General features: G+C 56.1%; 22 protein-coding genes. 4 read left to right on the top strand and 18 right to left on the bottom strand.

What is annotated here, in order from left to right:
* The first annotated feature begins 105 nt into the window (after positions 1 to 105).
* Positions 106 to 1,233, top strand: a complete 1,128-nt coding sequence (locus tag ACEWL3_RS12535; RefSeq protein ID WP_386182620.1) for a hypothetical protein — start codon at positions 106 to 108, stop codon at positions 1,231 to 1,233.
* 81 nt (positions 1,234 to 1,314) lie between these two features.
* Here the strand turns inward: ACEWL3_RS12535 and ACEWL3_RS12530 are convergent, their stop codons facing one another.
* Together ACEWL3_RS12530 and ACEWL3_RS12525 are read right to left on the bottom strand one after the other, a co-directional pair.
* Positions 1,315 to 1,572, bottom strand: coding sequence for a DUF6455 family protein (locus ACEWL3_RS12530; RefSeq protein ID WP_386182618.1), 258 nt, complete (start codon positions 1,570 to 1,572; stop codon positions 1,315 to 1,317).
* A gap of 115 nt (positions 1,573 to 1,687) precedes the next feature.
* Positions 1,688 to 2,911, bottom strand: a complete 1,224-nt coding sequence (locus tag ACEWL3_RS12525; protein WP_386182616.1) for a bifunctional alpha/beta hydrolase/OsmC family protein — start codon at positions 2,909 to 2,911, stop codon at positions 1,688 to 1,690.
* A gap of 196 nt (positions 2,912 to 3,107) precedes the next feature.
* Between ACEWL3_RS12525 and ACEWL3_RS12520 the strand changes: the two genes are divergently transcribed.
* A complete protein-coding gene (locus ACEWL3_RS12520) occupies positions 3,108 to 4,262 on the top strand; it encodes a trans-sulfuration enzyme family protein (protein ID WP_386182614.1) in 1,155 nt (384 codons plus the stop codon).
* A gap of 641 nt (positions 4,263 to 4,903) precedes the next feature.
* Here the strand turns inward: ACEWL3_RS12520 and ACEWL3_RS12515 are convergent.
* On the bottom strand, positions 4,904 to 5,632 hold the full coding sequence (locus ACEWL3_RS12515; RefSeq protein WP_386182612.1) for an SGNH/GDSL hydrolase family protein: 729 nt from the start codon (positions 5,630 to 5,632) through the stop codon (positions 4,904 to 4,906).
* A gap of 312 nt (positions 5,633 to 5,944) precedes the next feature.
* Here ACEWL3_RS12515 and ACEWL3_RS12510 point away from each other — a divergent pair, with 312 nt between their 5' ends.
* Positions 5,945 to 6,178 carry a hydrolase gene (locus ACEWL3_RS12510; RefSeq protein WP_386182610.1) on the top strand — a complete coding sequence of 78 codons (234 nt, stop codon included), beginning with the start codon at positions 5,945 to 5,947 and terminating at the stop codon, positions 6,176 to 6,178.
* A 15-nt stretch (positions 6,179 to 6,193) separates the two neighbouring features.
* Here ACEWL3_RS12510 and ACEWL3_RS12505 read toward each other — a convergent pair whose 3' ends face one another.
* The 6 genes from ACEWL3_RS12505 to ACEWL3_RS12480 all read right to left on the bottom strand — a co-directional run bounded on the left by ACEWL3_RS12505 (position 6,194) and on the right by ACEWL3_RS12480 (position 10,719).
* Complete coding sequence (locus ACEWL3_RS12505; RefSeq protein WP_386182608.1) at positions 6,194 to 6,928, bottom strand: L,D-transpeptidase family protein; 735 nt, start codon at positions 6,926 to 6,928, stop codon at positions 6,194 to 6,196.
* Positions 6,929 to 6,989: 61 nt separating this feature from the next.
* On the bottom strand, positions 6,990 to 7,865 hold the full coding sequence (locus tag ACEWL3_RS12500; protein ID WP_386182606.1) for a helix-hairpin-helix domain-containing protein: 876 nt from the start codon (positions 7,863 to 7,865) through the stop codon (positions 6,990 to 6,992).
* Between the two features lie 106 nt (positions 7,866 to 7,971).
* The gene (locus ACEWL3_RS12495; protein ID WP_435000968.1) at positions 7,972 to 9,525 is read right to left on the bottom strand and encodes a bifunctional aminoglycoside phosphotransferase/ATP-binding protein; all 1,554 of its coding nucleotides are present in this window, start codon (positions 9,523 to 9,525) and stop codon (positions 7,972 to 7,974) included.
* Between the two features lie 4 nt (positions 9,526 to 9,529).
* Positions 9,530 to 9,778: a hypothetical protein gene (locus ACEWL3_RS12490; RefSeq protein ID WP_386182602.1), complete on the bottom strand. Its 249-nt coding sequence runs from the start codon at positions 9,776 to 9,778 to the stop codon at positions 9,530 to 9,532.
* Positions 9,775 to 10,356: a DUF2953 domain-containing protein gene (locus tag ACEWL3_RS12485; protein WP_386182600.1), complete on the bottom strand. Its 582-nt coding sequence runs from the start codon at positions 10,354 to 10,356 to the stop codon at positions 9,775 to 9,777. Before ACEWL3_RS12485 ends, ACEWL3_RS12490 begins: the two co-directional genes overlap by 4 nt.
* A gap of 6 nt (positions 10,357 to 10,362) precedes the next feature.
* On the bottom strand, positions 10,363 to 10,719 hold the full coding sequence (locus tag ACEWL3_RS12480) for a GerW family sporulation protein (protein ID WP_386182598.1): 357 nt from the start codon (positions 10,717 to 10,719) through the stop codon (positions 10,363 to 10,365).
* Between the two features lie 291 nt (positions 10,720 to 11,010).
* Between ACEWL3_RS12480 and ACEWL3_RS12475 the strand changes: the two genes are divergently transcribed.
* Positions 11,011 to 11,730 (top strand): DUF5765 domain-containing protein, encoded by a 720-nt coding sequence (locus ACEWL3_RS12475; protein ID WP_386182596.1) that lies wholly within the window; start codon positions 11,011 to 11,013, stop codon positions 11,728 to 11,730.
* 113 nt (positions 11,731 to 11,843) lie between these two features.
* On the opposite strand, the gene ACEWL3_RS12470 is transcribed toward ACEWL3_RS12475, so the two are convergent.
* The 9 genes from ACEWL3_RS12470 to ACEWL3_RS12430 all read right to left on the bottom strand — a co-directional run bounded on the left by ACEWL3_RS12470 (position 11,844) and on the right by ACEWL3_RS12430 (position 21,847).
* Positions 11,844 to 12,434: a nucleotide exchange factor GrpE gene (locus ACEWL3_RS12470; protein ID WP_386182594.1), complete on the bottom strand. Its 591-nt coding sequence runs from the start codon at positions 12,432 to 12,434 to the stop codon at positions 11,844 to 11,846.
* A 19-nt stretch (positions 12,435 to 12,453) separates the two neighbouring features.
* Entirely contained in the window at positions 12,454 to 13,866 is a 1,413-nt protein-coding gene (locus tag ACEWL3_RS12465) for a DegQ family serine endoprotease (RefSeq protein ID WP_386182592.1), read from the bottom strand.
* Between the two features lie 56 nt (positions 13,867 to 13,922).
* A complete protein-coding gene (locus ACEWL3_RS12460) occupies positions 13,923 to 14,432 on the bottom strand; it encodes an Hsp20/alpha crystallin family protein (protein ID WP_386182590.1) in 510 nt (169 codons plus the stop codon).
* A gap of 44 nt (positions 14,433 to 14,476) precedes the next feature.
* Positions 14,477 to 14,878 (bottom strand): Hsp20/alpha crystallin family protein, encoded by a 402-nt coding sequence (locus ACEWL3_RS12455; protein WP_386182588.1) that lies wholly within the window; start codon positions 14,876 to 14,878, stop codon positions 14,477 to 14,479.
* A 24-nt stretch (positions 14,879 to 14,902) separates the two neighbouring features.
* Positions 14,903 to 15,346 (bottom strand): Hsp20/alpha crystallin family protein, encoded by a 444-nt coding sequence (locus ACEWL3_RS12450; protein ID WP_386182586.1) that lies wholly within the window; start codon positions 15,344 to 15,346, stop codon positions 14,903 to 14,905.
* Positions 15,347 to 15,737: 391 nt separating this feature from the next.
* Positions 15,738 to 18,395 carry an erythromycin esterase family protein gene (locus ACEWL3_RS12445; protein ID WP_386182584.1) on the bottom strand — a complete coding sequence of 886 codons (2,658 nt, stop codon included), beginning with the start codon at positions 18,393 to 18,395 and terminating at the stop codon, positions 15,738 to 15,740.
* 83 nt (positions 18,396 to 18,478) lie between these two features.
* Entirely contained in the window at positions 18,479 to 19,462 is a 984-nt protein-coding gene (locus tag ACEWL3_RS12440; protein ID WP_386182582.1) for a zinc-dependent alcohol dehydrogenase family protein, read from the bottom strand.
* A 551-nt stretch (positions 19,463 to 20,013) separates the two neighbouring features.
* On the bottom strand, positions 20,014 to 20,541 hold the full coding sequence (locus tag ACEWL3_RS12435) for a universal stress protein (RefSeq protein WP_386182580.1): 528 nt from the start codon (positions 20,539 to 20,541) through the stop codon (positions 20,014 to 20,016).
* The gene (locus ACEWL3_RS12430) at positions 20,513 to 21,847 is read right to left on the bottom strand and encodes a class I SAM-dependent methyltransferase (protein ID WP_435000962.1); all 1,335 of its coding nucleotides are present in this window, start codon (positions 21,845 to 21,847) and stop codon (positions 20,513 to 20,515) included. Before ACEWL3_RS12430 ends, ACEWL3_RS12435 begins: the two co-directional genes overlap by 29 nt.
* Positions 21,848 to 21,986 lie beyond the last annotated feature (139 nt).

Genomic DNA, 21,986 nt, shown 5'->3' with positions numbered 1-21,986 from the left:
CCATGCCTGCAAGGCAAATTCCTGCTGACACCTTGGATTTGACACTAAATTGCCTTTCTTTTGCACCAAATCAGGTACAACGTTCTTGGAAAATAGGAGAGAATTATGCGCGTTACAGCACTTTTGGCGACTGCTGCACTGATCCTTGGTGCGCCAGTCCTGACCGATCAGATCACCAACAACACCCACGCTGCGGCCTTTGCCAAGGGTGGCAACGGTGGCGGTAACGGCGGCGGCGGAAACGGCGGTGGAAATGGCGGCGGCAAAGGGGCCGATAAGGGCGGCAACTCTGGCGGCAAGAGCGCGGGCAACGGGCGCAGTAAGGCCAGCAGCGGGAACGTCAAAAAGTCCTCAGGCCGGTCCATTGCGCGGTCTTGGGGGCAGGGGTCGAAAGTCTCCAAGTCTCAAGGGAACAAATCTCAAGCCAGCAAGAGTACCCGCAGCAACAGTTCAGTCAAAACCGCGACGACCAATTCAAAGCGGCCTCCTGAACTGGCACCTCGGACCAAGAACCTGCATGCGCAGCTGAAGGGGCTCAATTCGCTTAATCGCAACATCAACGGCTTGATGAATTCATCCGACCCCAAGATGGAGGGCTTTCGCGATTTCGTAGAGGCCAGCGCCGAAAACGCTGCTGCGGAGTTGGCCTTGGAAGAGGCGATTGCGAACTATGCAACGCTTTCGGATGACCTTGCACAATCGCTGGATCTTCTGGGCCTCGACGTTCCGACAACGCAGGATGAATTCGACGCGCTGTCAGCCACGATTGCCGATATTGCGAACACCGCAGCACCGCAAGAAGTTGACTTTACGGCTGCCGATGGCACTGTTGATCTGGACGCTTACGACAAAGCCGTATCCGATTGGACCGGTGATGTGACCGCGGCCACTGCGGCACTTGGTCAGGTCGACGCAACCAGTGCCGGTTTCTCTGCCCTGCAGGATGCCGAGACAGAGGTCGAAACGACAGCCATCGCATCTTCGGAAGAGGCGATGATTGATGCCATCGTGGCGGGCATGAACGCTACGGGTAACTCCACCTACACTGCTGAAGATATCACACCCGAGATGGTTGATTGGGTTGGTGAAAAACTTGGTGTCGGTGAGGACCAGACTGGACTGATTGACGATTATATCGCGCAGCAGGACGAGCCATCGGTCACGACCGCCATCACGCCAGAGGAAGATGAAATCCTACCCGTCGATGAGACCACATTGGTCTTGGCCGACTAAAACAGCTTCCCGAAACCGAATGGCACGGCCTGCAAAGGCCATGCCATTCAGATTACAGGAAATTCACGACAACAGCCGCCCTTATTTGACCCGCAACGCATTGAGAGCGTCGCGGTTGCGGCAATATTCCGGTGCCTCATCCAAATGGTCGTTTGAGCGCTGCAATTTTGCACATGCCACCGGGTCGCTACATCCTGTGCACTGCAGCACCATCGACCGATATTCCTGTGCCGCCTGTTCCGGGTTGGTTTGAGCAAGCGCGCCCAGATCAACATCCATCCGTTCGGTCAGGCCGAACATGAGATCCGCACTTTTGCCGATCTTCGAAAAAATTGCCATTGGTCGCTCCACTTCACGTCCGAAACCATTTGTCGGTGAATGGCAGTTTGCCGTGTTTCCGGCAAGAATTCCTTGATCTTGATCAAATGGGGCGATTTTTGGGGCCCGATGGCCGCTAAGCTGGCCCGTCCACGAGTTCGGTCAGCACCTCAGATGACCGCTCAAGCGTGCGATGTACCGGGCATTTATCCGCAATCTCAAGCAAGCGCTGGCGCTGGTCACCGGTCAGATCACCAGTCAGATAGATACGCCTGCGCCAGGTATCGATCTTGTCGCCACTGCCTGTTTCGGCGTCTTGAGCGTGCACTTTATCATGGCAGATATCCACATTGACATGTTCCAGGGGCCAACCCTTTCGCCGGGCATACATGCGGATGGTCATTGAGGTGCAGGCCCCAAGGCCCGCTGAAAGAAAGCCGTAAGGCGACATGCCGCGGTTGGTGCCGCCATAGGCTGCAGGTTCATCGGCCAGGGCATGATGATTGGGGCCGGACATCACGTCTTGCAAATACCCGCTTGGATCAGCCTCAGATACGCGCACAATGCCCTCGGGCGCGCCCGGTGGTGGCGCGGGCGGTTTGAGAGGTAAGTACCTGGCCGCCCAGGTTGCAATCACGTCAGCGGCGTATTCTGCATCCGCCGCGCGGGCGACCAAATGGTCCCCATTATCAAGTGTGACAAAACTCTTGGGATGTTTGGCGGCCAGAAAGATCTGGCTGGCATTGTCAATGCTGACAATCTCATCGCGCGGCGCGTGCAAAATCAGTAGGGCGGCATTCAGTTTGGCAATCGCCGGGGTGAGGGCCCCGCTGGCCACATCTTCGATAAAGCCTTTGCCAATGTTGAACGGCCGCCCACCAAGGCTCACCTCTGCCACGCCATTTGCAATGATCTCTGGCAGGGCATCGGCGAAATTATGGGTCACATGTTCGGGGTCAAAGGGGGCACCGATGGTGGCGACAGCCTTGATCTGGTCCATCTGGCTTGCGGCCTTGAGCACCGCCGCGCCGCCCAGCGAATGCCCGATCAGCAATGAGGGTGGTTTGCCATCCCCATCCAGATACGTGCAGGCCGCGATCAGATCATCGACGTTTGACGTGAACGACGTATTGGCAAATTCACCCTCGGAATGGCCAAGCCCGGTAAAGTCAAACCGCAACACCGCAATGCCCATCCCTGCCAGACGCGCAGCGATACGCCGTGCCGCCGGAATGTCTTTTCCACAAGTAAAACAATGCGCAAAGAGCGCTGTCGCCAAATGCGGCCCATCCGGCATGTCAAGCCGCGCCGCCAGCGTGCTGCCGTCATGGCCGGGAAAAGTGATGCGGTGGGTGGGCATTGCGTACTCCTTTGTGCGTTGCTTCAAAGGGTGGGTGATCGAACAGGGCGGCGCAAGGGCTGTGACAGCCTTCTCACGACCCCGTGACGCGGGAGGCATCGGGTCGTGATGTGCGACCATCAAATCAACCCATCGTTTGCGTGTTCCAAAAGCGCGTTGTAGCAGTTGTCTAACCCTTCTTTCAGAAAGATGCCCCATGACCGACGCGCCAAAATCCCGCCTGCGCCCCGCCACCATCGCCGCCCATGCAGCTGGCACAACAGACAAGGCCAGTGGTGGGGTTGTGCCGCCGGTGCACTTTGCCACGACCTTTGCGCGGGATGCCGATTACCAGCCGGTGAACCCCGACAACGTCTATCTGCGGTCTCACAACGAAAACGTGCGCGTGGCCGAAAAGGTATTGAACGCGCTTGAAGCGGCCGAGGATACCCTGCTTTTTGCCTCGGGCATGGCGGCGATTGCGGCGGTGTTTCGCACCGTACCAAATGGCGCGTCCGTGCTGGTGCAAAGCCAGATTTACTGGGGCACAACCAAGTGGATACGCGACTTTTGCACCCGGCGTCAGATCATGCTGCATGAGATTGAAGCCTCTGATATAAATGCGTTTTCTCAGGCATGTAAGAACCACCGCCCAGCTCTTGCATGGGTTGAGACCCCATCGAACCCTTGGCTGCGGATCACCGATATTGCGGCCACCGCCAAAGCCGCGCATGCGGTGGGCGCAAAACTGATCGTGGACAGCACCGCCGCCAGCCCGGTCCTCAGCCACCCCCTGTCGCTGGGTGCGGACATCGTGATGCACTCGGCAACCAAGGGCATCAACGGCCATTCTGATGTGCTGGCCGGGTCACTGGCAACAGCTGATCCCGATGCCACAATATGGTCGATGATCCGTGAGGACCGCGATTGCGCCGGCGCGGTCCTTGGTCCGATGGAGGCATGGTTGCTGACCCGTGGCATGCGCACGCTGCCGCTCCGGATGCGGGAAATGTCACGCAATGCCATGGCGTTAGCGGAGTTCCTTGCAGACCATCCAAAGGTCGAGGCGGTGCTTTACCCCGGCCTTTCCTCCCATCCGGGCCATGCTGTGGCGGCACGCCAAATGACAGGAGGGTTCGGGCCGCTGTTGTCGTTCATTATTAAAGGTGGCGCACCCGAGGCCCTGCGGGTTGCAGGCCGTTTGCAGGTGTTCCACCGCGCCACATCGCTGGGTGGGGTGGAAAGCCTGGTCGAACACCGCCACACCATTGAGCCGCACACCGGCATCCCCGAAGGGCTGTTGCGGGTATCGGTGGGCATCGAGGATGTGCGGGATTTGGAAGCGGATTTATCACAGGCGCTGGGACAGTAGAGAATCACCGGCTAAGGGTTTGAATTAACCGGGAAAACGGAGCGCTGTTATGTGGCTGTATCACGTCGGTATTGCGTCGGTGGCGCTGGGGGTTTGGGGAGGGGCTAAAGGGGGTCGTGCGTTGGTTTGGGTGGGAATTAAGAGAGGCAACGTTATTTGCTTACTTAGGCCCATACCAGACATTTGTCCCGTCTGTGGCTAAGGTCTGGTTTGAGCCCATTTTACCAAATGCTGCGGGATGCACCAGGGTCAGGAAACAACCGCGAAGCAGTCATTCGAAGATAATCTCTGAGGTTGTCCCTTGATGGATCGGGCCGTTTGAGACTTAAAATCAACAGGTTGGCGGACCTTGTGTGCTTTATGTATGTAACGTGGAATCGCCCTTTGATGCGCTCTGTTGTGTATTATTCTGATTTAACCAGTCGCGGATAATGCAAAAGCACGCTTGGTCTCACATGAATGTGCGTATCTAATGTCTGACTTTTGAAAACATGGGTCGCTTGTGCGGGTATTTTCCCTTGCGACCGATTTGGGCAACCAAGCCGACATTGTCTTTCAGAATCTCTCACGCTTGCGTGAGCAGTGGCGGAGTTTTTATGACTCCTTTCCCACCAAGTCGCGCGGCAGAAATTTGCGCGTGCTCATCTGGTGTTTGGATTACTCAGCCGCCTGACATCGCCACGGATTGCACGATAGACTTTGCTCCCCCACTCTGCATAAATCTTTGGACCAGGGTGAAATCCGTCGGGACTCATCTTTGACACATCAGGTTCGAAGTCCATTTCAATAAAGCGATAATTGGCGCGATTGGCTAAGAGCCTACGCAGCGCGCGATCAAATCGGTGCGCCTGCGCGCCCACCACCCAACGGAGCGGTTGGGGCAGCAACGGAAAATATTGCATCTGGGGAATGCCAGAGACGCAGATTATATCTGGCTGAAACTTGTTTTCGATGACCTGAAGCAAAGTTGAGAAGTGCCTTAGCCAAACCGATAGTGGTACAAGAGTGGTGATGTCATTTACGCCAAGTGAAACTGAAACGACATCAAACTTTTGCTGCTGGCATTGTTTTAACCGGACTATGGAATCCATAGTCGTCGCGCCAGTCTTGGCATCCACTACCCAATGGACGGTGTTTGTTTGTGATAGCCTTTTGCGCATGTGGCCCAGCAGCGCTTCTTCCTGATGCGAGGTGCCAACACCTGCAGCAGAGCTGTCGCCGATAATCAAAAGACGCAGGACCGGCCCTTGTCCACTTACACCGTCGCGGCGACCGACAGGATCGGCCAAGCGCAATGCGGTGAGCCTTACGTTTACGGCTTGAAACGCCAATATCGGAAACAACAGAATTCGCGCCGCAATGTCCAACATCTCAGCCTCCAGAACAGAATATGTTCTCTTGCAAATGCAAGAATGCCCGTCTTTGCTGTATTTCAATGTCCCGCATGATCACCTCGGACAGCTACAGGAATATTTGACGTATTCTTTTTAGGTGAGATCGCTGCGCTTAGAATTGATGATAATCAATTTTGCGCGCGGTTCTTTTCTGAACGAACTCAATGCCGACGTTTGCGGATTTGCGGGTTGTGACGTTTCAGGATCATCCACTGGTCTTAACCGAGAACGAGAACAACCGAGGTAAGACGGGTTAGATGCCGCCATCCTGCTTGCGCCAGCGATAGAATGTCTGTTCCGTTCGCTGCACCTGTCACCTTGAGCACCACCCCAAGGAAAATCTCCAGTCGGGTGGTCCAAACAGGGGTAGCAGTACAGATCCTCCGTTTCCTAGCTAGGCGTGGGCCAATTCAAAGGGGGAGGATCAAAACTGCCCAGGATGTGTTCATTTTCTATACGACCTGCCCAAGATGCTCCAAAGCCTATGGGAAGAATCACAGGGTAGGGGTCGCCCAAGCCTGAGGTGCCGCGCGATTCTCAATCGACCAAGCCTGCAACCTCGCAGGTCGCTTCATCCGGTAGGGCAGTATTCATCGCGCGTCCAAGCCCATAGATGTCAGGATGATCAACAATCTGCCCCAAAGCATTTGGAAACCGCGTGAAATACGCCAGAGTCACCGGTATCGGCGGGGCGGGAGCGTCAAAGGTACGTCGACCATTCGCCAATCGATGCACTTCTGCGATATCCATTCCCAATACAAATGCGACCAGCTGGTCCCATTGCTGAACCCGCACGCAACCATGGGACAAGGCGCGATAGTCCTGATCAAATTTTTCTCGGTGGTTTGTGTCGTGTAAATAGACCAACAACCCCGGCTGTAATCGCACAGCAGCAAGGCCAAGAGGATTGTTCGGACCCGCAGGCCATATACGATCTTTGTATTCGCCGCTGGCAACCATCGAGCGGGTCGGCCGCCATGTCGGACGGAAGCGGACGGATGAGACATAGGTGTTCAATCGCGGTGTGCGGTGCCACGGTGTACCCACGATGACACGGCTGCGCAGCACGGGTATGCCCTGATCGAACGCAATTAGTTCAAAAGCCGGGATGTTGATGAGAATGGCTTTGCCGTCAGGTGGGATCTGATAAGGGACGCCGGCCCTGTCCAATCGGGCTTGAAAGTCATTGCCAGCCACCCTTGCGGGAGTTGCGCAAAACGCCAATAGAATGCCAAGGGCCAATGCGGCGAAGATCCATTTTCGATGTTTCATCAAGGTTTCATTCCCCCCATTCAATGCGCATGTTCAAGGCGCTTCATTGCCGTTTCAGATGCTACTTCTCCGGCCGTTCATAATGGGCTGCGCAGGCATTTTCCTGCCCGCGAATGACCCGTTTACCGTCAAGACGCCCGCCATGTTCTGTGACAACCGTGACTTGTCCTTCAGGCTGATCCGCGCGTTCAAAATAGATCACCACCCAATCGCGGGTTTTTGCGAAACGGTGCGTTGTCGGGCTGTTGGAAAAAAGCGCGGTAAATTGCCATCCGTCCCTTTCGGTGTGCAGGATCGGCAGAACGGCTTCATCGTTCGGATTGAACCGGCGCGGTTTGATTTTGGGCAGCTGATCCAGATTGCTGCGGTATGTCAGGTCAACAGCAAGAATGTCAGCGACGGATGGTCGCTGTCGATCTATTGGGGCGTGTCGTGGACGTCTGCGCGCCAGCATGTCAGCCAAAGAATGACGCAGGCTTTCGACCCGGCGCGGACCAATCCCCTTGATGGTGGCCAGTCGTCCGTCATAAGCCGCGGCCTCTAGTGCTTCTAATGTTTCAATGCCCAGATCCTCATGGATCTGGCGGGCCAACGCGGGGCCAATCATCGGAACCGTCCGCAGCACCTGCTCAGGGTCGGCCGCACCGCGCAGCCGGTCCAAAACGCCCGATCTACCCGTATCGAGAATTTCGGCGATGGTGGCCGCGATGGATTGTCCGATTGTCGGCAAGTCATCCAGCCCGCGTTTGCCGCCACGTTGATAGTCAAGCCGGACTGGATGGGGCAAGCCGCGCAGGTAATTTGCCGCATCGCGGTAAGCCCGGACGCGGAACAGCGATGCGTTCTGCTGGTCCAGAAGGCGCGCCACTTCATCCAGCTTGTCAGCAACAAAGCGGTTTTCGGACAAAGCGTCGTTCGGTGCAGGTTTGGGAGCCATTATATCCTCCGATCAATTATCTTCCTCACCTTAATTCAGCCGCAAGCGTTCCCTATTGATCGCCATCAATGGGGATCGGGCGCAGAGCGTGCAGAGTGAGGACAGATCAATCTGGGACTGCGCCAGCTTCCCTCAACACGAGTTCAATGCGCAGGGCGGTGTCTGCAATCGAGCCCGCGGCGGAAATGATCGTCCAGTCGTGCGGCGGCGTGTTATTTGCTATTTGCGCCCGAATTACGTCCGCATCAGCGTCAGAGGCATCGCCGCGCCGGGCCGTCGCCCGATCAATCAATATGTCGGGTGGGGCCTCCAGCCAAAACCGATGCAACGCAATGCCGGTGTCCGCTGATATCTTTGTCGCTCTTTCCCTGTCTTCGGGGAGCAGAAAAGTGGCATCAATCAACACGGAATGGCCGGTTTTCAAGATGTTTCGTGCACGTTGAATGATCCTGTCATAGATGGCGGAACGTGCTTGGGGCGTATAGGCGGACGCGCCAAGCCGGGTTCGAAGGTCCGCGCCGCGCATCGCCTTGCGCTCTGTATCGCTGCGCAAAAGAACCGCTCCGGGTGCTGCCCCGATTTGGGGTGCCACTTCTTGCGCCACGGTTGTTTTTCCGCTTCCAGAAAGACCACCAATCAGGACAAGCGCAGGTTCGGGTGGCGACAGAACGGCAAACGCCTCGATTAGATAACGTGTCGCGTCCTCATTAATGGGCGATCCTGTCGCAAGGGCTGTTTGGGCCAGTACCATCGCGCGGATTGCGGCGCGAACCGCGATAAACAGGGGCAGTGCAGCCAGCCCGCTGTCCTCGTTTCCCATGGCCGCCAGCAGATAGGAAACAAGCACTATATTGGCTGCGCGATCAAGGGCGCGATGCCGCAAATCCATGATGAGAAACGCCAGATCATAAAGGACATCGCATGTCCCCAGTACCTCATCGAATTCCAGCGCATCAAAAGGAACGGGCCTGCCGCCCAGCATCACCAGATTGCGCAGATGCAAATCGCCGTGGCAGCGCCGAACATGACCACCAACGCTGCGTCGGCGCAAAAGCAATTCAATGTTGTTCAATGCGGCACGGCTTTGCACATGAAACCGGGCAATCAGCGCTGTGTCCAGCAAGCCGTCCAGTCCTGCAAATACCCGGTCCAATTCATCCAAAATATCGATGATCAGCGTCGCACCGTCAGCGGTGCGCTGCGGCGTCTTGGCGTGGAAGTCAAATACACTTTGCCCAAGATCGCGGGCAAGCGCGTCATCCAGTCGACCCTCACGCGCAATCACCGACAGTTCATCCGACGCCGGAAACCTGCGCATCTGCAAAACCCATTCGACAGGTGTCCCGTCGCCGTCCAGCGCAAGATCTCCGTTCGGCGCGCGGGTGACAGGCATCACGGATTGGTAAATCTCGGGGGCGATGGGTTGGTTCAAGGCCAACTCGCGTCGGATCATCTTTTCGCGCAGCTCGAGCGTCGACAGATCCATGTAATCGTAACGTACTGCGCGTTTGATCTTGAGCGCGACATCGCCCGCAAGAAAGACAAGTGCGCCATGGGTTTGGACGACCTCGACGGGTGCGCAGCCGGGGTGGGTGTCCGCAGATGAGAGAAAAGCAATGACGTCTTCCTGCGTGTCGAAGGTTCTTGAGGTCCGGGTCATGGGGTCAACGCGCATCACGCACACAGCGCCAAGCGCCGGGACACAGCTTTTCCACATGCGCACGCGTTAGTGGATGACCGTCCAGTTCATAGGCGTTCAATGCTGCGCCTTGCCTGATCAAAACCGCAACCGGGTGTTTTCGTCCCGTAAAGAAGACAAACCCATTGCAGTGAATGGCCTTGACGGCGCGATCAGATAACAGCGCAATCCGCAGCGGCCCAACCTTGATGATCTGATCCAGTGAAACTGTCATCGGTGCGGTCCATACACACGCCATGCAAATTGCGCGACCGGGACAAGCAGCGCGGCCATGGTAACCCGAACGACAGCCGTCAGGCTGCCGTTCAAGCTGGGTCTGGTGAAATTTGGCCGCAAATTCAGCGAAATGGTTGCAGGGATCGGGACAGCATATTGCAACGGCATCAAGAGCCCGCATATCCATCCGGTTTCTGCAGGATCGCCAAGGCCGAATTCAGCGTCAATGTGCAGTTTTGTCAGACGAATACGGTGCAATATATCTGCGATCAGGGTTGGCAAGGCCCTAAAAGCAGCGCGTTGACTGCGCTTGCGAGAGGGTGTTTTGCGTCGCTTTGGTCGTGCCGGTTTCGGACTGTGCCTGGTCTTGGGTGTGGCGCTCGGATCTTTGCGTGGTCCATCGGCGACCGTGATACCGGGGGCCAGTCCAGCCAGCGTGTGCAATTCGACCCGGTAAGCGAATTGCGGCGATGTTGTCAGATGAACCCTGACAAACACTGGTGTGATCAGGGCCAGACAGGCCAAGGCCAGCACAACAAGCAATAGCCACATCACGATCGCGATTAGCAATGCCATGGCCAATCAGGCTTTATCTGGCTTGGCTTTTGACGTTGCCATTTTTTCCATGACGGCGGTCGCAGCTTCGGCGACAATTTCAGTCATGTTGGTCAATGCCCCCTTGACGGATTCAACCCGCGCGCCTTCGTTGTCAAAGATGATTGCGCCCAGTGGTTTAATCCCGCCACCAGCGCCTGTTCCGGCTGAATTGCCTGATTTTTGGCCGACATTTCCGCCTGCGCCAAAACCGAACCCATAGCTGACAATCGGGATAATGGTTGCCCCGTCGCGCTCAATCGGATCGCCAAGAACGTTCTTGGCGTTCAGCAACTGGTCCAACTCCTCCACAGTGCCCTTCAGTAGTTTTTCAACGTCTTCCATTGGTGTCTCCTTTGGTTTCGAGGGTGTGATTGAAAAGTTTAGCTCATGACGGGCGGGACGAATTGACGCGGATCAATGGGCACTCCTGAAGCGCGATGTGGTACCTGTCAGGTCAGACAGATGGCTAGACATCATTTGAAACGCCATCACGGCGTGCGGTGATATCCAGTTCCTGTCGCGGCGTCAGATCTCCGGGGCAGCAGCAAGGCCGCGAATTGATCAACATCAACCGATGCGGCTGTGTAGGCTTTACGGTCGGGCCAAAAGGATTGTGCCGCAATGTGTTGGAGCGTGGAAGCATCTGTTGGGATGGTTGCAATTGGCACGGTTGCCGCAACCGTCACCTATGGTCGCGGGGACCCCGCCGCAATTTGGCTGACGCTTGGGTACTTTACCATAATGGAGGCGCTGCAAGTCGCTGGATATGGCGTCGTCGATCAATGCGGAACAGCGGCTAACACATCGGTGACGGTGCTGTCTTATCTACATATCGTTCTTCAACCGTTCTTCATAAATGCATTCGCGATGGAGCTTGTCCCGGATGTGGTCAAACGTCGTGTGCGGGTCGGCGTCTTCTCCGCCTGCGCCGTGTCGTCACTGGTCATGCTGGCCCAGATCCTGCCTGCCCCCCAACTCGGCGATTGTCAGCCGGGCAGCGCATTGTGCGCGGCGAGATGGTGCACGGTTTCGGGTGATTGGCATATTGCATGGGATGTCCCCTACAATGGTTTGTTGGTGAACATGGAACATATGATCGGCCTTTATTCGGGGTTCCCAACCTATCTGATTGCCGCGTTTGTCTTGCCATTGTTCTATGGCGCGTGGCGGTTCGTCATCGTCCACGCGGCCACTGGCCCGATCCTTGCCGCCTACCTGACAACAAACCCCAACGAGATGCCCGCGATATGGTGCCTTTTCTCGATCTTGATATTGCTGATCAGCCTCAGCCCGATTGTCAGACAAGCAGTGTCAACCACGCATTGGTGGGGCAGACCTGTCGCGCAAGATTAGATGTGCGGTCAAAGGTGGGTTGGCCGTGATCACGCACGCTATTGTGTCATGTGACAAGAGGTGATGAACCCTTTGCCTTGAACCGTACGACAGCGCCGCAAGATACTGTGGCCTCAGTCCTTTTTCGCTTTGGCCGTGCTTTTCTTTGACGTGCTCGCGCTCTTTTTCGGCTTGCTCGGGCTTGCGCTCACGGTCACATGGGCTGGCCGGATGAGCCGCTGTCCCAGTGCGAATCCAGGGCGGTGCAGAACAAGGACCACTCCCGGATCGGCTTTGTCAGTTTCCTCCATTTGCAGGGCTTCATGCAGCACCGGATCAAAAGGCGTGTTCTTTGGTTCGATCAGTCTGACGCCAAGCGCCTTTAGCCCGGTCTCAAAGGCACTCTTGGTTTTGCTCAGACCCTCCAGGTGCGCGGCAATCCGTGGGGTATCGGCATCCACGTTCGCATGCGCGGCTTCAATCGCCAGACAGATGTCGTCATAAGCAGGACCAAGGGCCTCTACTGCGAGGGCCACGCCATGGTCACGCCCGTCCAAGCGGGCCGCGTCGGCGCGTTTGCGGGCGTTCTCGGCCTCGGCAAGTGCGCGCTTCCATTTGTCCGTAAGCACCGCCAGGTCCACCTCCGGGTCCGGGGCTGCTGTTTTGGTCTCATCTGGGGTCGGTTCATCGGAGGCCTGATTGATCTTGTCTTTGTTCTCTTCCATGCTGCGTTCCTTTCCTGGGTTATTGGCGTTCGCGGATAAGCAGAAATATGCGGGATGAACCGCGTTGGATGGTCAGCGCCAGCGCTCCGTCGATGGAGGCAAGTTGCTGGCGCAATTCGGCTACTGAAGCAACCGGGACCCGATTGGCGGCCAGAATGATGTCGCCCGCTTCCAAACCTGAACGTGCGGCGCGGCTGTCAGCGTCCACTTGGGCGATCACAACACCGGAAACGTCACCATAAAGCGGATCACCCGGTTGCAGGTCACGCAGTTCGGCCCCTGAAAGCCGCCCGAGCCCTCGCTCGCCTGCTCTCGCACCAAGTTGCGCGCCTTTGCGCAACGCAGCTGTCAGTGTCAGTTTTTGGCCGTCTCGGATGATGTCGATTTCTATGTCTCTGCCAAGTCGCTTCAGCCCAATCTGACTGCGCAAATCCGCAGACCCGGCAATGGAACGACCATCAACAGAGACAATGAGATCGCCGGATTGCAATCCCGCCGCCTCGGCCGCACTGCCCGGCTCGACTTGGGTTATCACGGCACCGGCATCGCCCTCTAACCCCAGGGCCTCCGCAAGGTCAGGTGTAAAATCCTGGATCATAACCCCAAGTTGGCCCCGTTGGACCTCTCCGAACTCGATCAGTTGATCGACAATAGCATCCGCCATGTTTGCAGGTACGGCGAAACCGATCCCGACATTGCCGCCTGACGGCGCGATGATCGCGGTGTTTATTCCAACCAACCGTCCATCAAGGGTGACCAATGCGCCACCGGAGTTGCCGGGGTTGATGGACGCATCAGTCTGGATGAAATCCTCGTATCCTTCGATGTTCAAACCGCTACGGCCCAAGGCACTGACGATGCCAGACGTCACCGTCTGGCCAAGGCCAAACGGGTTTCCGATCGCCAGTACGTAGTCGCCCACTTGCAGTCGATCACTGTCGCCCAGATCAAGCCCTTTCAGATTGTCGGCCTCGATCTTGAGCAGGGCGATGTCAGTGCCTGGGTCACTGCCGATTAACTCTGCATCGAATTGCCGCCGGTCCTTGAGCGTCACAACGATCCGTTCGCCGTTTTCGATGACGTGGTGGTTGGTGAGCACATAGCCCTCGTTGGCATCAAAAATCACGCCAGAGCCTGCGCTCATCTGGCGGCGCGGTTGTGGGCTCTGAGGGAACGGCTGCATATCAAAAAAGCGCCTGAAGAACGGATCGTTGAACAGCGGGTTCAAATCGGCTGTTTGGCGGCTTTCGACCGAAATGTTGACCACTGCCGGTGTCACGTCGGCCAGCAACGGGGCCAGCGTCGGCAGCCCATCTTCGTTCAAGTACAGCGGTCGATCCGCAGTCTGCGACGCCACTGGCGTGGCAAAACCTAAGGTAAGAATGCAAAGAACCACCAAGATGTGGCCAAGACGAGAAACAAGAACAGCCATGACTTATCTCCTTGAGTCCTAAGGGTAGGGGCCGGCAATGTCCGGCCCCGAATTCGTTACGCAGCTTTTACGGGAATGCGTTTAACCTTTGCCTGGGCCTCAGCAGTCTTGGGCAGGCTTACCGTCAGCACGCCGTTCTTGAACTTCGCGTCGGCCTTGTCGGCGTCGACGCCCGCAGGCAGCGGCACCGTGCGGTAGAACGATCCGTAAGAACGCTCGGACATGTAGACGCCTTTGCGTTCTTCCTCGTGCTCGATCTTCTTTTCGCCACGGATGGTCATCGCGTCGCTGGTGAGCGATATGTCAATGTCTTTTTCAGTCATGCCGGGCAATTCGATTGAGACGTCGACGCTTTTGTCGGTCTCGGTCACATCGGTGCTGGGACCGAACATGCCCACCACTTCATTGCGGCCGTTCCAACCGTTTTCTACCTTGTCCCAAAAGTCCTGGAACACATGGTTGATTTCGCGTTGCAGCGAGACCAACGGATTGGATCCGTTTTCTCTTTCACTTGCCGGGCTCTTTTCTTTGTCCCGACCCCATGGGATTAGATCACTGATTTGCATTTTCTGGTCCTCCGATTACTGGTTTGATCAGTCGCAAAGGCGGATCATGCCGCCTTTACCGAGATTTTCTTTGGCTTGGTTTCGGCTGAGCGTGGCAATTCAAGCCGCAGAACGCCGTTCTTGAACTCGGCGTTGATTTTGGCCTGATCGATTTCATCCGAAAGCGTGAAGATGCGGACATAGTCCCCAACACGGTATTCGGACGACAGCGCACGGTAACCCTCGGGCGCGTAGGGCTTGACCTTGCCGCGTAGGGTCAGAACCTGACGTTCAAGCGTCACATCGACGTCACCCGGTGCCACACCGGGCATGTCGGCTGTGATCACAGTGGTCTCGTCACGCTCAAAGATGTCGACTGCGGGCGTGAATGCCATCGCTCTGCGGTTTGCATCGCCGTTGTTTGCAGCCACGTCGCGCGTGTCTTGTGTCGCGAGTTCTTGTGCCATGATACTCTCCTTTCAATATTGGGTTCAGGTGGTTTTGATCGCGATGCGCTTCGGCTTGTCGTGTTCGGGCCGCTGCATTTCGACCATCAGAACGCCGTTCTCAAAGCGCGCGTCAATTTTGTCTGGATTGACCCGGAACGGCAGGTCGACCGAGCGCAGGAACGTTCCATCCACACGCTCGCGGCGATGCCAGATGATGTCCTCGCCGTTCTCAGGCTCCGGATATGTGCTGCGAATGGACAGCATTGTGTCTTTGACGGTCAACTCAATGTCTTTTTCGGTCAGACCGGGCAGTTCGGTGGTCATCACGATACTGTCCTCACCGGCCCAGAAGTTGACTGGCGGATAGGTCACAGATTGTCCGGGTGTTCTGGACCCGTTGAAGAGCCGGTTCATTGCCGTTTGCATCCGGCGCATATCAGCAAACGGGTCGCTGGTGCTGAGCGGGGAAAAAACTGTTTGTAGCATTGCAGTACTCCTTTTTGATGTGACTTAGGTCAGGCGCTCTACCGTTTCCGGAAGGCAGCGGATAAGGACTCCGAAAACTCCGGATAGGTGGACGTTTTGTGAGAGGTGCTTTTGGATCGCGGTCAGGCACGGAAAGCTGAACGATCAGACAAGCCGGCGGCGCACGCGCGCGGCTGTACATCTGAATGGCAGCCAGAGGGATGGCTACATTCCGCCCGCCATCCGTCATTCCACTACCTGAAGACCCGTTTTCGGCATCTCCGGCAGTCGATTTGGGAAGCGGATTCCAAGCTGTCAAGAACTGCCGAAAAATTTTTGATGACGCCAAATGCGACATATTTTCGATCCTCATTTCCTCCTCCTCAAGTCATTGTAAAAAGGCAGGTGGGCATCACAGTCCGAACGGATAGGTTTCGTCCTCTGCGGCGTTTGTCAGTGTTGGCAAAGCGGTCACCGCTTTGGTTTGGTCAAACCAGACGAAAGCGTCGTATTGTTTTGGCAAGGTGGCAAAACTGTAGTGGCTCGCGCGTTCAGTGTCGGGCCGGTAGATAACGCCGATGTAGCGCTCCAATCTTTGCTGGTTCACAAGCGGCAGGAATTCAGGCGATTGCTCCTTCTTGAAATCCCACAGAAAGCGTTCAACATTGATGCTGTGGCACAGCGCCTCATAGCTTTCGGGGCGTGGCGGGCGAATGTCTTTGGTCTCCATCGGCGCGTCCCATTCAGACGCGGCGGCAACGGTGCCAGATGCCGTTCCAAATCCGATAAGGGCGGCGGTATCGCCGTATTCCTCACGGCATAGCTGCCCGATGTTCAACTCGCCACGGACCCGGCCCATATCGGTGTGGCGCGCATCGCCAATGTGGGAATTATGTGCCCAGACCACGATTTTCTTGTCTGGTCCGGAACGGTTCAGAATTTGGCGCAGGGTTTGGAACATGTGCTGGTCACGCAGGTTCCACGATAGGTGGGATCCATAATACATCACGCGGTAATATTGCTCTGCAGAAGCGACAAGGCGGGCGTTTTGTGCTGCATCAAAGAACTGTTCACCGTCGTTGCCGGTATAGACCAGTTGTTTCATGAACAGATCAATCAGGATTTTCCTGACCGGCACTTCACAATCGGAAAACCCGGGCGTCAGCGCAGCGCGCCCATAGGCCACCGGGTCATTTGCCCATTCTGACAAACAAGCATACCGCGAGCGGGCCACTTCGGCTGCGGCTGCGTCGACACGGTCAAGGTACGCCAGAACCGCTGCAATCGACGCGTTCATATTATAGAGGTCAAGGCCATAGAAGGCGACGCGGTCATCGGCTTTTCTTGCCCGGTTATATTGCTCCAAATAGCGTGTGAACGCATCGAATTCCACGTTGCGCCACATCCATGTGGGAAAGCGCGCAAAAGGCGACGGTTTCATCGACCCGGGCCGCTTTTGCCGGACGTAGCGGTCAACCATTGCAGCGTCGGGCCAGTCGGCTTCAACGGCGACACTGGAAAAGCCGTGTTTTTCGATCAAGCGCCGAGTGATGGCGGCCCGTGCCCGGTAGAATTCCGAGGTGCCATGAGACGCTTCGCCCAAAAGCACCACGCGCTTTGACCCGAACCGGTCGAATGCCGTGGCAAAATCAGGATCATTGATATGGGGCAAAGGTTCGGCAGCGGCGCGCAGGACAGAACGTGCGGTGTCGGTTTTTGGCGGCGATGCGGGCTTTGGCTGCGTCGTCGATTGTGCGCGAAGATGTATTTTGAACCAATTCGCTGCACGGTCAACAGCACTGTCCAATGTGCCCGTTTCTTCAAATAGATGACCGGCACCTGAAACAATCTCCAGCTTCTTTTCACATTTCAACGCGACAAGAGCTTGTTCGTTCAGCCGGATGACATCGTGATCCAGACTGCCGACGATCAACAGCGTCGGGCTGGAGACCTGAGGAAGAAACTCCATGGCAAGGTCCGGTCGACCGCCCCGGGATACGACCGCTGCCACCCGGCCCTTTAGCTCCGCAGCGGCAACAAGTGCAGCCCCGGCACCTGTGCTTGCCCCAAAAAGGCCGAGTGGAAGATCTTCAAGGTCAGGCTCGGAGGTAATCCAGATTGAGGCTTCGATCACGCGTTCAGCCAACAGCGGAATGGCAAAAACGTTGCGGCGATCCTGTCCTTCTTGGGGTGTCAGCAGATCGAACAGAAGTGTCGCAAACCCTTCCGCATTAAGTTTGCGGGCCACATATGTGTTGCGCGGGCTGCTTCGGGAGGAGCCGCTGCCGTGGGCAAATAGGATGATACCGCGCGGGTTTGGTGGGACTGTCAGATCGCCGGGCAACCCGAACGGTGGTATGGCCACTTGCCTCTTGTGGGTGCGTTTCGTGACCGTATTTGCGCAATTTGTCGTGCTGGTCGAAACCTGCCGCAACAGGGCCACTGTTTCATCGTCGGTCAGTTGATGAAAGTCGCGATAAAATCCGCCCACGCCGCGAAATGCTGTCGCTGGATGCAGACAAATGATGTCGTCCGCTTGATCGGATATCTCTTCCAAAGCCGCTTTTGGCGCGACCGGAAGGGCGACAACGATCCTCTCTGGATTGCCACGTTTCAACCCGATCAAAGCCGCCTTCATCGTGGCACCGGTGGCCAGCCCGTCATCCACAACGACAACGGTTCGACCCTTAGGTTCCAGCCTTGGCTGATCACCAAGATATCGAATTTTCCGTCGCTTAAGTTCGGCGCGCTGATCGGCCACGGCTCGGGCCAGGAAAGTGTCATCCGCGCCAGATAGCTTCAGAAGGTCGTGGTTGATCACGATTTCCTGGGTCGCCCCCTCAACGATCGCACCAAGAGCGACTTCTGGATTTCCGGGTGCGCCGATTTTGCGCACTAGCAGCAGATCAAGCGGCGCATGAAGCGATTTTGCGACTTCGACGGCGACGGGGACACCGCCGCGCGGCAGCGCATAAATCAGCGGCTGATCAAGCTCTAGTGCCGCAAGAACTTCTGCCAATTGCCGACCTGCGTCAGCGCGGTCAGTAAATGTAAGAGGTGTGTGTTCCATGACACTGAGTCTACGATGTCCGCAGCCTCTCAAGATTGAGTTTGATCAATTGCGGCGCGAAATCCGAAGAGGCTGAAAACATATTACGGGACAAGCACGGCCGCACCGCTGAGATGGCCGTTTCGCAGGTCGTCCAAAGCCTTATTTGCATCTTTGAGCGCATAGGGCGTCGTGTGTGTTTGAACCTCTGCCCTCTCGGCCAGCGGAAAGAATGCCTCTCCATCCTGCCGCGTCAGGTTGGCGACGGACATGATCTGACGTTCATGCCATAAGTGTTCATAAGGAAAAGACGGAATGTCACTCATGTGAATGCCCGCACAGATGACGCGACCGCCCTTGCGTACCGCTTTCAAAGCTTTGGGGACAAGCGCGCCCGCAGGTGCAAAGATGATCGCGGCGTCCAATAATACGTCCGGGTCCTCGTCTGAACCGCCAGCCCAGATGGCACCATTTGCACGCGCGAAACCCTGTCCAGCGCTATCGCCCGGCTTGGTAAAGGCATAGACGTCGCGGCCTTGCCAAACCGCGATCTGGGCAAGGATGTGTGCTGCCGCGCCAAATCCATAGAACCCTAGCCGCTGCGCGTCACCTGCCATGGTGTAACTGCGATATCCAATCAGTCCGGCGCACAGCAGTGGTGCCAGTCCAACAGGATCTGCATCACCGGAAAGCGCAAACACATATGCCGCATCGGCAACGCATTCTTGGGCGTAGCCACCGTTCAACGTGTATCCGGTAAAACCGGGCGCATCACACAAGTTCTCGAGGCCCGCACTACAGTATGTGCAGTGACCGCAGGTCCGTCCCAGCCATGGTACACCCACGCGCTGGCCCATCGCCAACCCTTCGACATTGCCACCAACTTGCACGATCCTGCCGACAATTTCGTGTCCGGGGATCAGCGGCAGCACCGGGTCCTTCAACTCTGTATCAATGATGTGCAAATCCGTACGACACACACCACACGCCTCAATGGCGATCCTGACCTGTTGAGGGCCGCAGGTTGGCGGTGCGACGTCTTCATACCGAAGTTTAGTCGCGCCTTTGTGCAGAACCATTGCGTGCATAGCTTTCTCCCCAAGGATAGCCATGGCTTGTATCGCGTCTGCGGCGCGTGAGAATGATGCGTATCAATTGTCCCACAGACGAATGCCGCCCCCTCTTTGACATTTTATCAGCTAGTTCCTGCCAAATAAAAATGAGGATCGAACATCTTGATTGGAATCAATCCGCGATGAATATATTTTGAAATACGTAAATCACGTTCGTACTTTGTCCTGTGTGGAGGTGAAAAATTTACAATGGTAGACTATTTCAACACTCTGGATATCATTCGGCAGCTTGGCCCCGGAGGGAGGTCACTTCCAAGCCAAATCCCGTCAAGCCGAAAAGAACTGACATACGAATTACAGAAATACCTGCATTTTTTGGGTCCGACGCCAAAACGTTGCCTTGAAACGCTCGCAGACCTTGGGCTGTCTGATCCAGAGATTGCGCGCTATTTCAAAATACCCAAGGAGACCGTCACTGATCTTCGGCAAATATGGAAAATTGACGGCCAAATCTAGTCCCACTGCGCGCTGAACGCGGTAATGTTCGAGGCCGTGGATTTGCTGGGCTACCTGACCGCCAGAACGCTGCAGGGCGCGTAATGCAGTACTTTTTGCGACACGCTGCCCAATACCGTGCCTTTGAAAGCCCCAAGTCCGCGCGATCCGATCACGATCATATCGACCTTGAATTGCGCGGCCGATTTTAGGATTTCCTCGGCATAATCGCCCGAACGCACTGATGTCTCGATTGTTTTGGCACCTTTTTCAGCACAAAGAGCTTTCGCTCTGACAACGATCTGTTCACCGAGGGCTGCAATGATCTTTGCCGTTCTGGAGTCCGTCGCGTCGCCGCTCAGGAGTTCAGGATAGCTTCTTGGAACGTACGCCGTGCCCGGTGAGACAACACTCTGCGTTTCTTTGACAAGATGTTCTACCTCGGCCATGCGTACCAGCTCTGCGGCTGGACGACCGTGCATCAAGACATGCAGGATAAACAGTTCTGAGTTCAAGTTGCCTGTCAATTCGGCTGCAATGTCTATGGCCCGTTGCGCATTTCTTGATCCGTCAACGGCCAGAAGTATTTTGTTGATCATTGTCTTGCTCCTTACGAGGGGTGAAATGTGAATTGTCAGATCCGTACGGGCGAATTGCCCGATCACCATCGACGACAAGCGCCGCGCGTCCGGCACCGTTTGCCGGTGTGGTGTCCGCCAGATATGATTGGTCATAAAGATAGTCTCGGGTCAGCGGGACGGCATCGATATTTCGTGAAAGCTGAAACTGGAAAACCGCCTGTGGGCCATTGCGGAAGGTTTGCTCACATGCGGCAAGATAAAAGCGCCACATCCTGACAAAACGATCATCATACATCGCCGCAACCTGGTCTTCATTCTGCCGAAAGCGGTTGTACCAATGGCGCAATGTATAGGCATAGTGCAGGCGCCAACATTCGATGTCCGCCGCCCACAGGCGGGCTTTTTCGACGGCGCTCATGGCTTCTGAAACGGTCGGGATATAGCCTCCCGGAAAGATATATTTGGCGATCCACGGATTTGTCCCCGTCGCAGGGGCCATCCAGCCAATGGTGTGGATCAACGCAATGCCGTCTGGAGAGAGCCGGTCCCGGATTGTCTGGAAATAATCATTAAAGTGACGCAGTCCCACATGTTCAAACATCCCGACTGAGACGATTCTGTCGAAAGTACCTTCGACATGACGGTAGTCACAGAGCCGGAAGTTGATCCTGTCCGCCAGACCATCGCGTTTTGCGCGCTGCGTCGCGTAGGCATGCTGTTCTTTCGATAGTGTAGTTCCGACAACACGGGCACCAAAGTCTCTTGCCAGGGTCAACGCCATTCCGCCCCAGCCGCACCCGATGTCCAAGACCGTCATGCCCGGTTCGATTAATAGTTTCCGGGCGATGTGTTCCTTTTTACGTGCTTGCGCCTGATCCAGTGTCTCGGTTGGGTCTTTGAAATAACCGCACGAATACTGCCGGTCGTTGTCCAGAAACAGTTCATACAGACGCCCCGACAGGTCATAATGGTGTGCCACGTTGCCGCGCGCGCGCTCCACGACGTTGTTTTGCGCCAGCCACCGAAAGGCGGCGCGGGATTTTAGCAGAGGCTTTTGCCACCAGACCCGATTTCCGGCAGCACGCTGAACATTGCGAACGATCAACGCCAGAAATTCTTGCAAATCATCCCCGTCAATCGTCAGCGCCCCGTTCATATACGCTTCGCCAAGGGCCATTTCTGGGTTCAAAGCCAGATGCCGAACGCAAGAGATGTCGCGCAACCGAACTGTTATCGGGTCGCCAACTAAGTTGCCGTATCTATGACTGGCTCCAGACGGCATGATGACGTGCAGGGCACCATCTTGCATGAGTGAACGCAGCATTCTGTCGAGTGCGCATTCTGAAAACCGGATCATCAGATCACTCCCTGTCCTAGGTACATTCGTCTCGGTCTAATCAGGCGGCGAGCAAGGTATTGGGCGTGCGAGTAAATCATATTCAATAACGCGACGGATAGCCGCA

The sequence above is a fragment of the Sulfitobacter sediminivivens genome (genome assembly GCF_042611115.2).
GTDB lineage: Bacteria > Pseudomonadota > Alphaproteobacteria > Rhodobacterales > Rhodobacteraceae > Sulfitobacter > Sulfitobacter sediminivivens.
The sequence above is the reverse complement of the archived record's forward strand: the minus strand, read 5'-3'. Positions and strand labels throughout refer to the sequence as shown.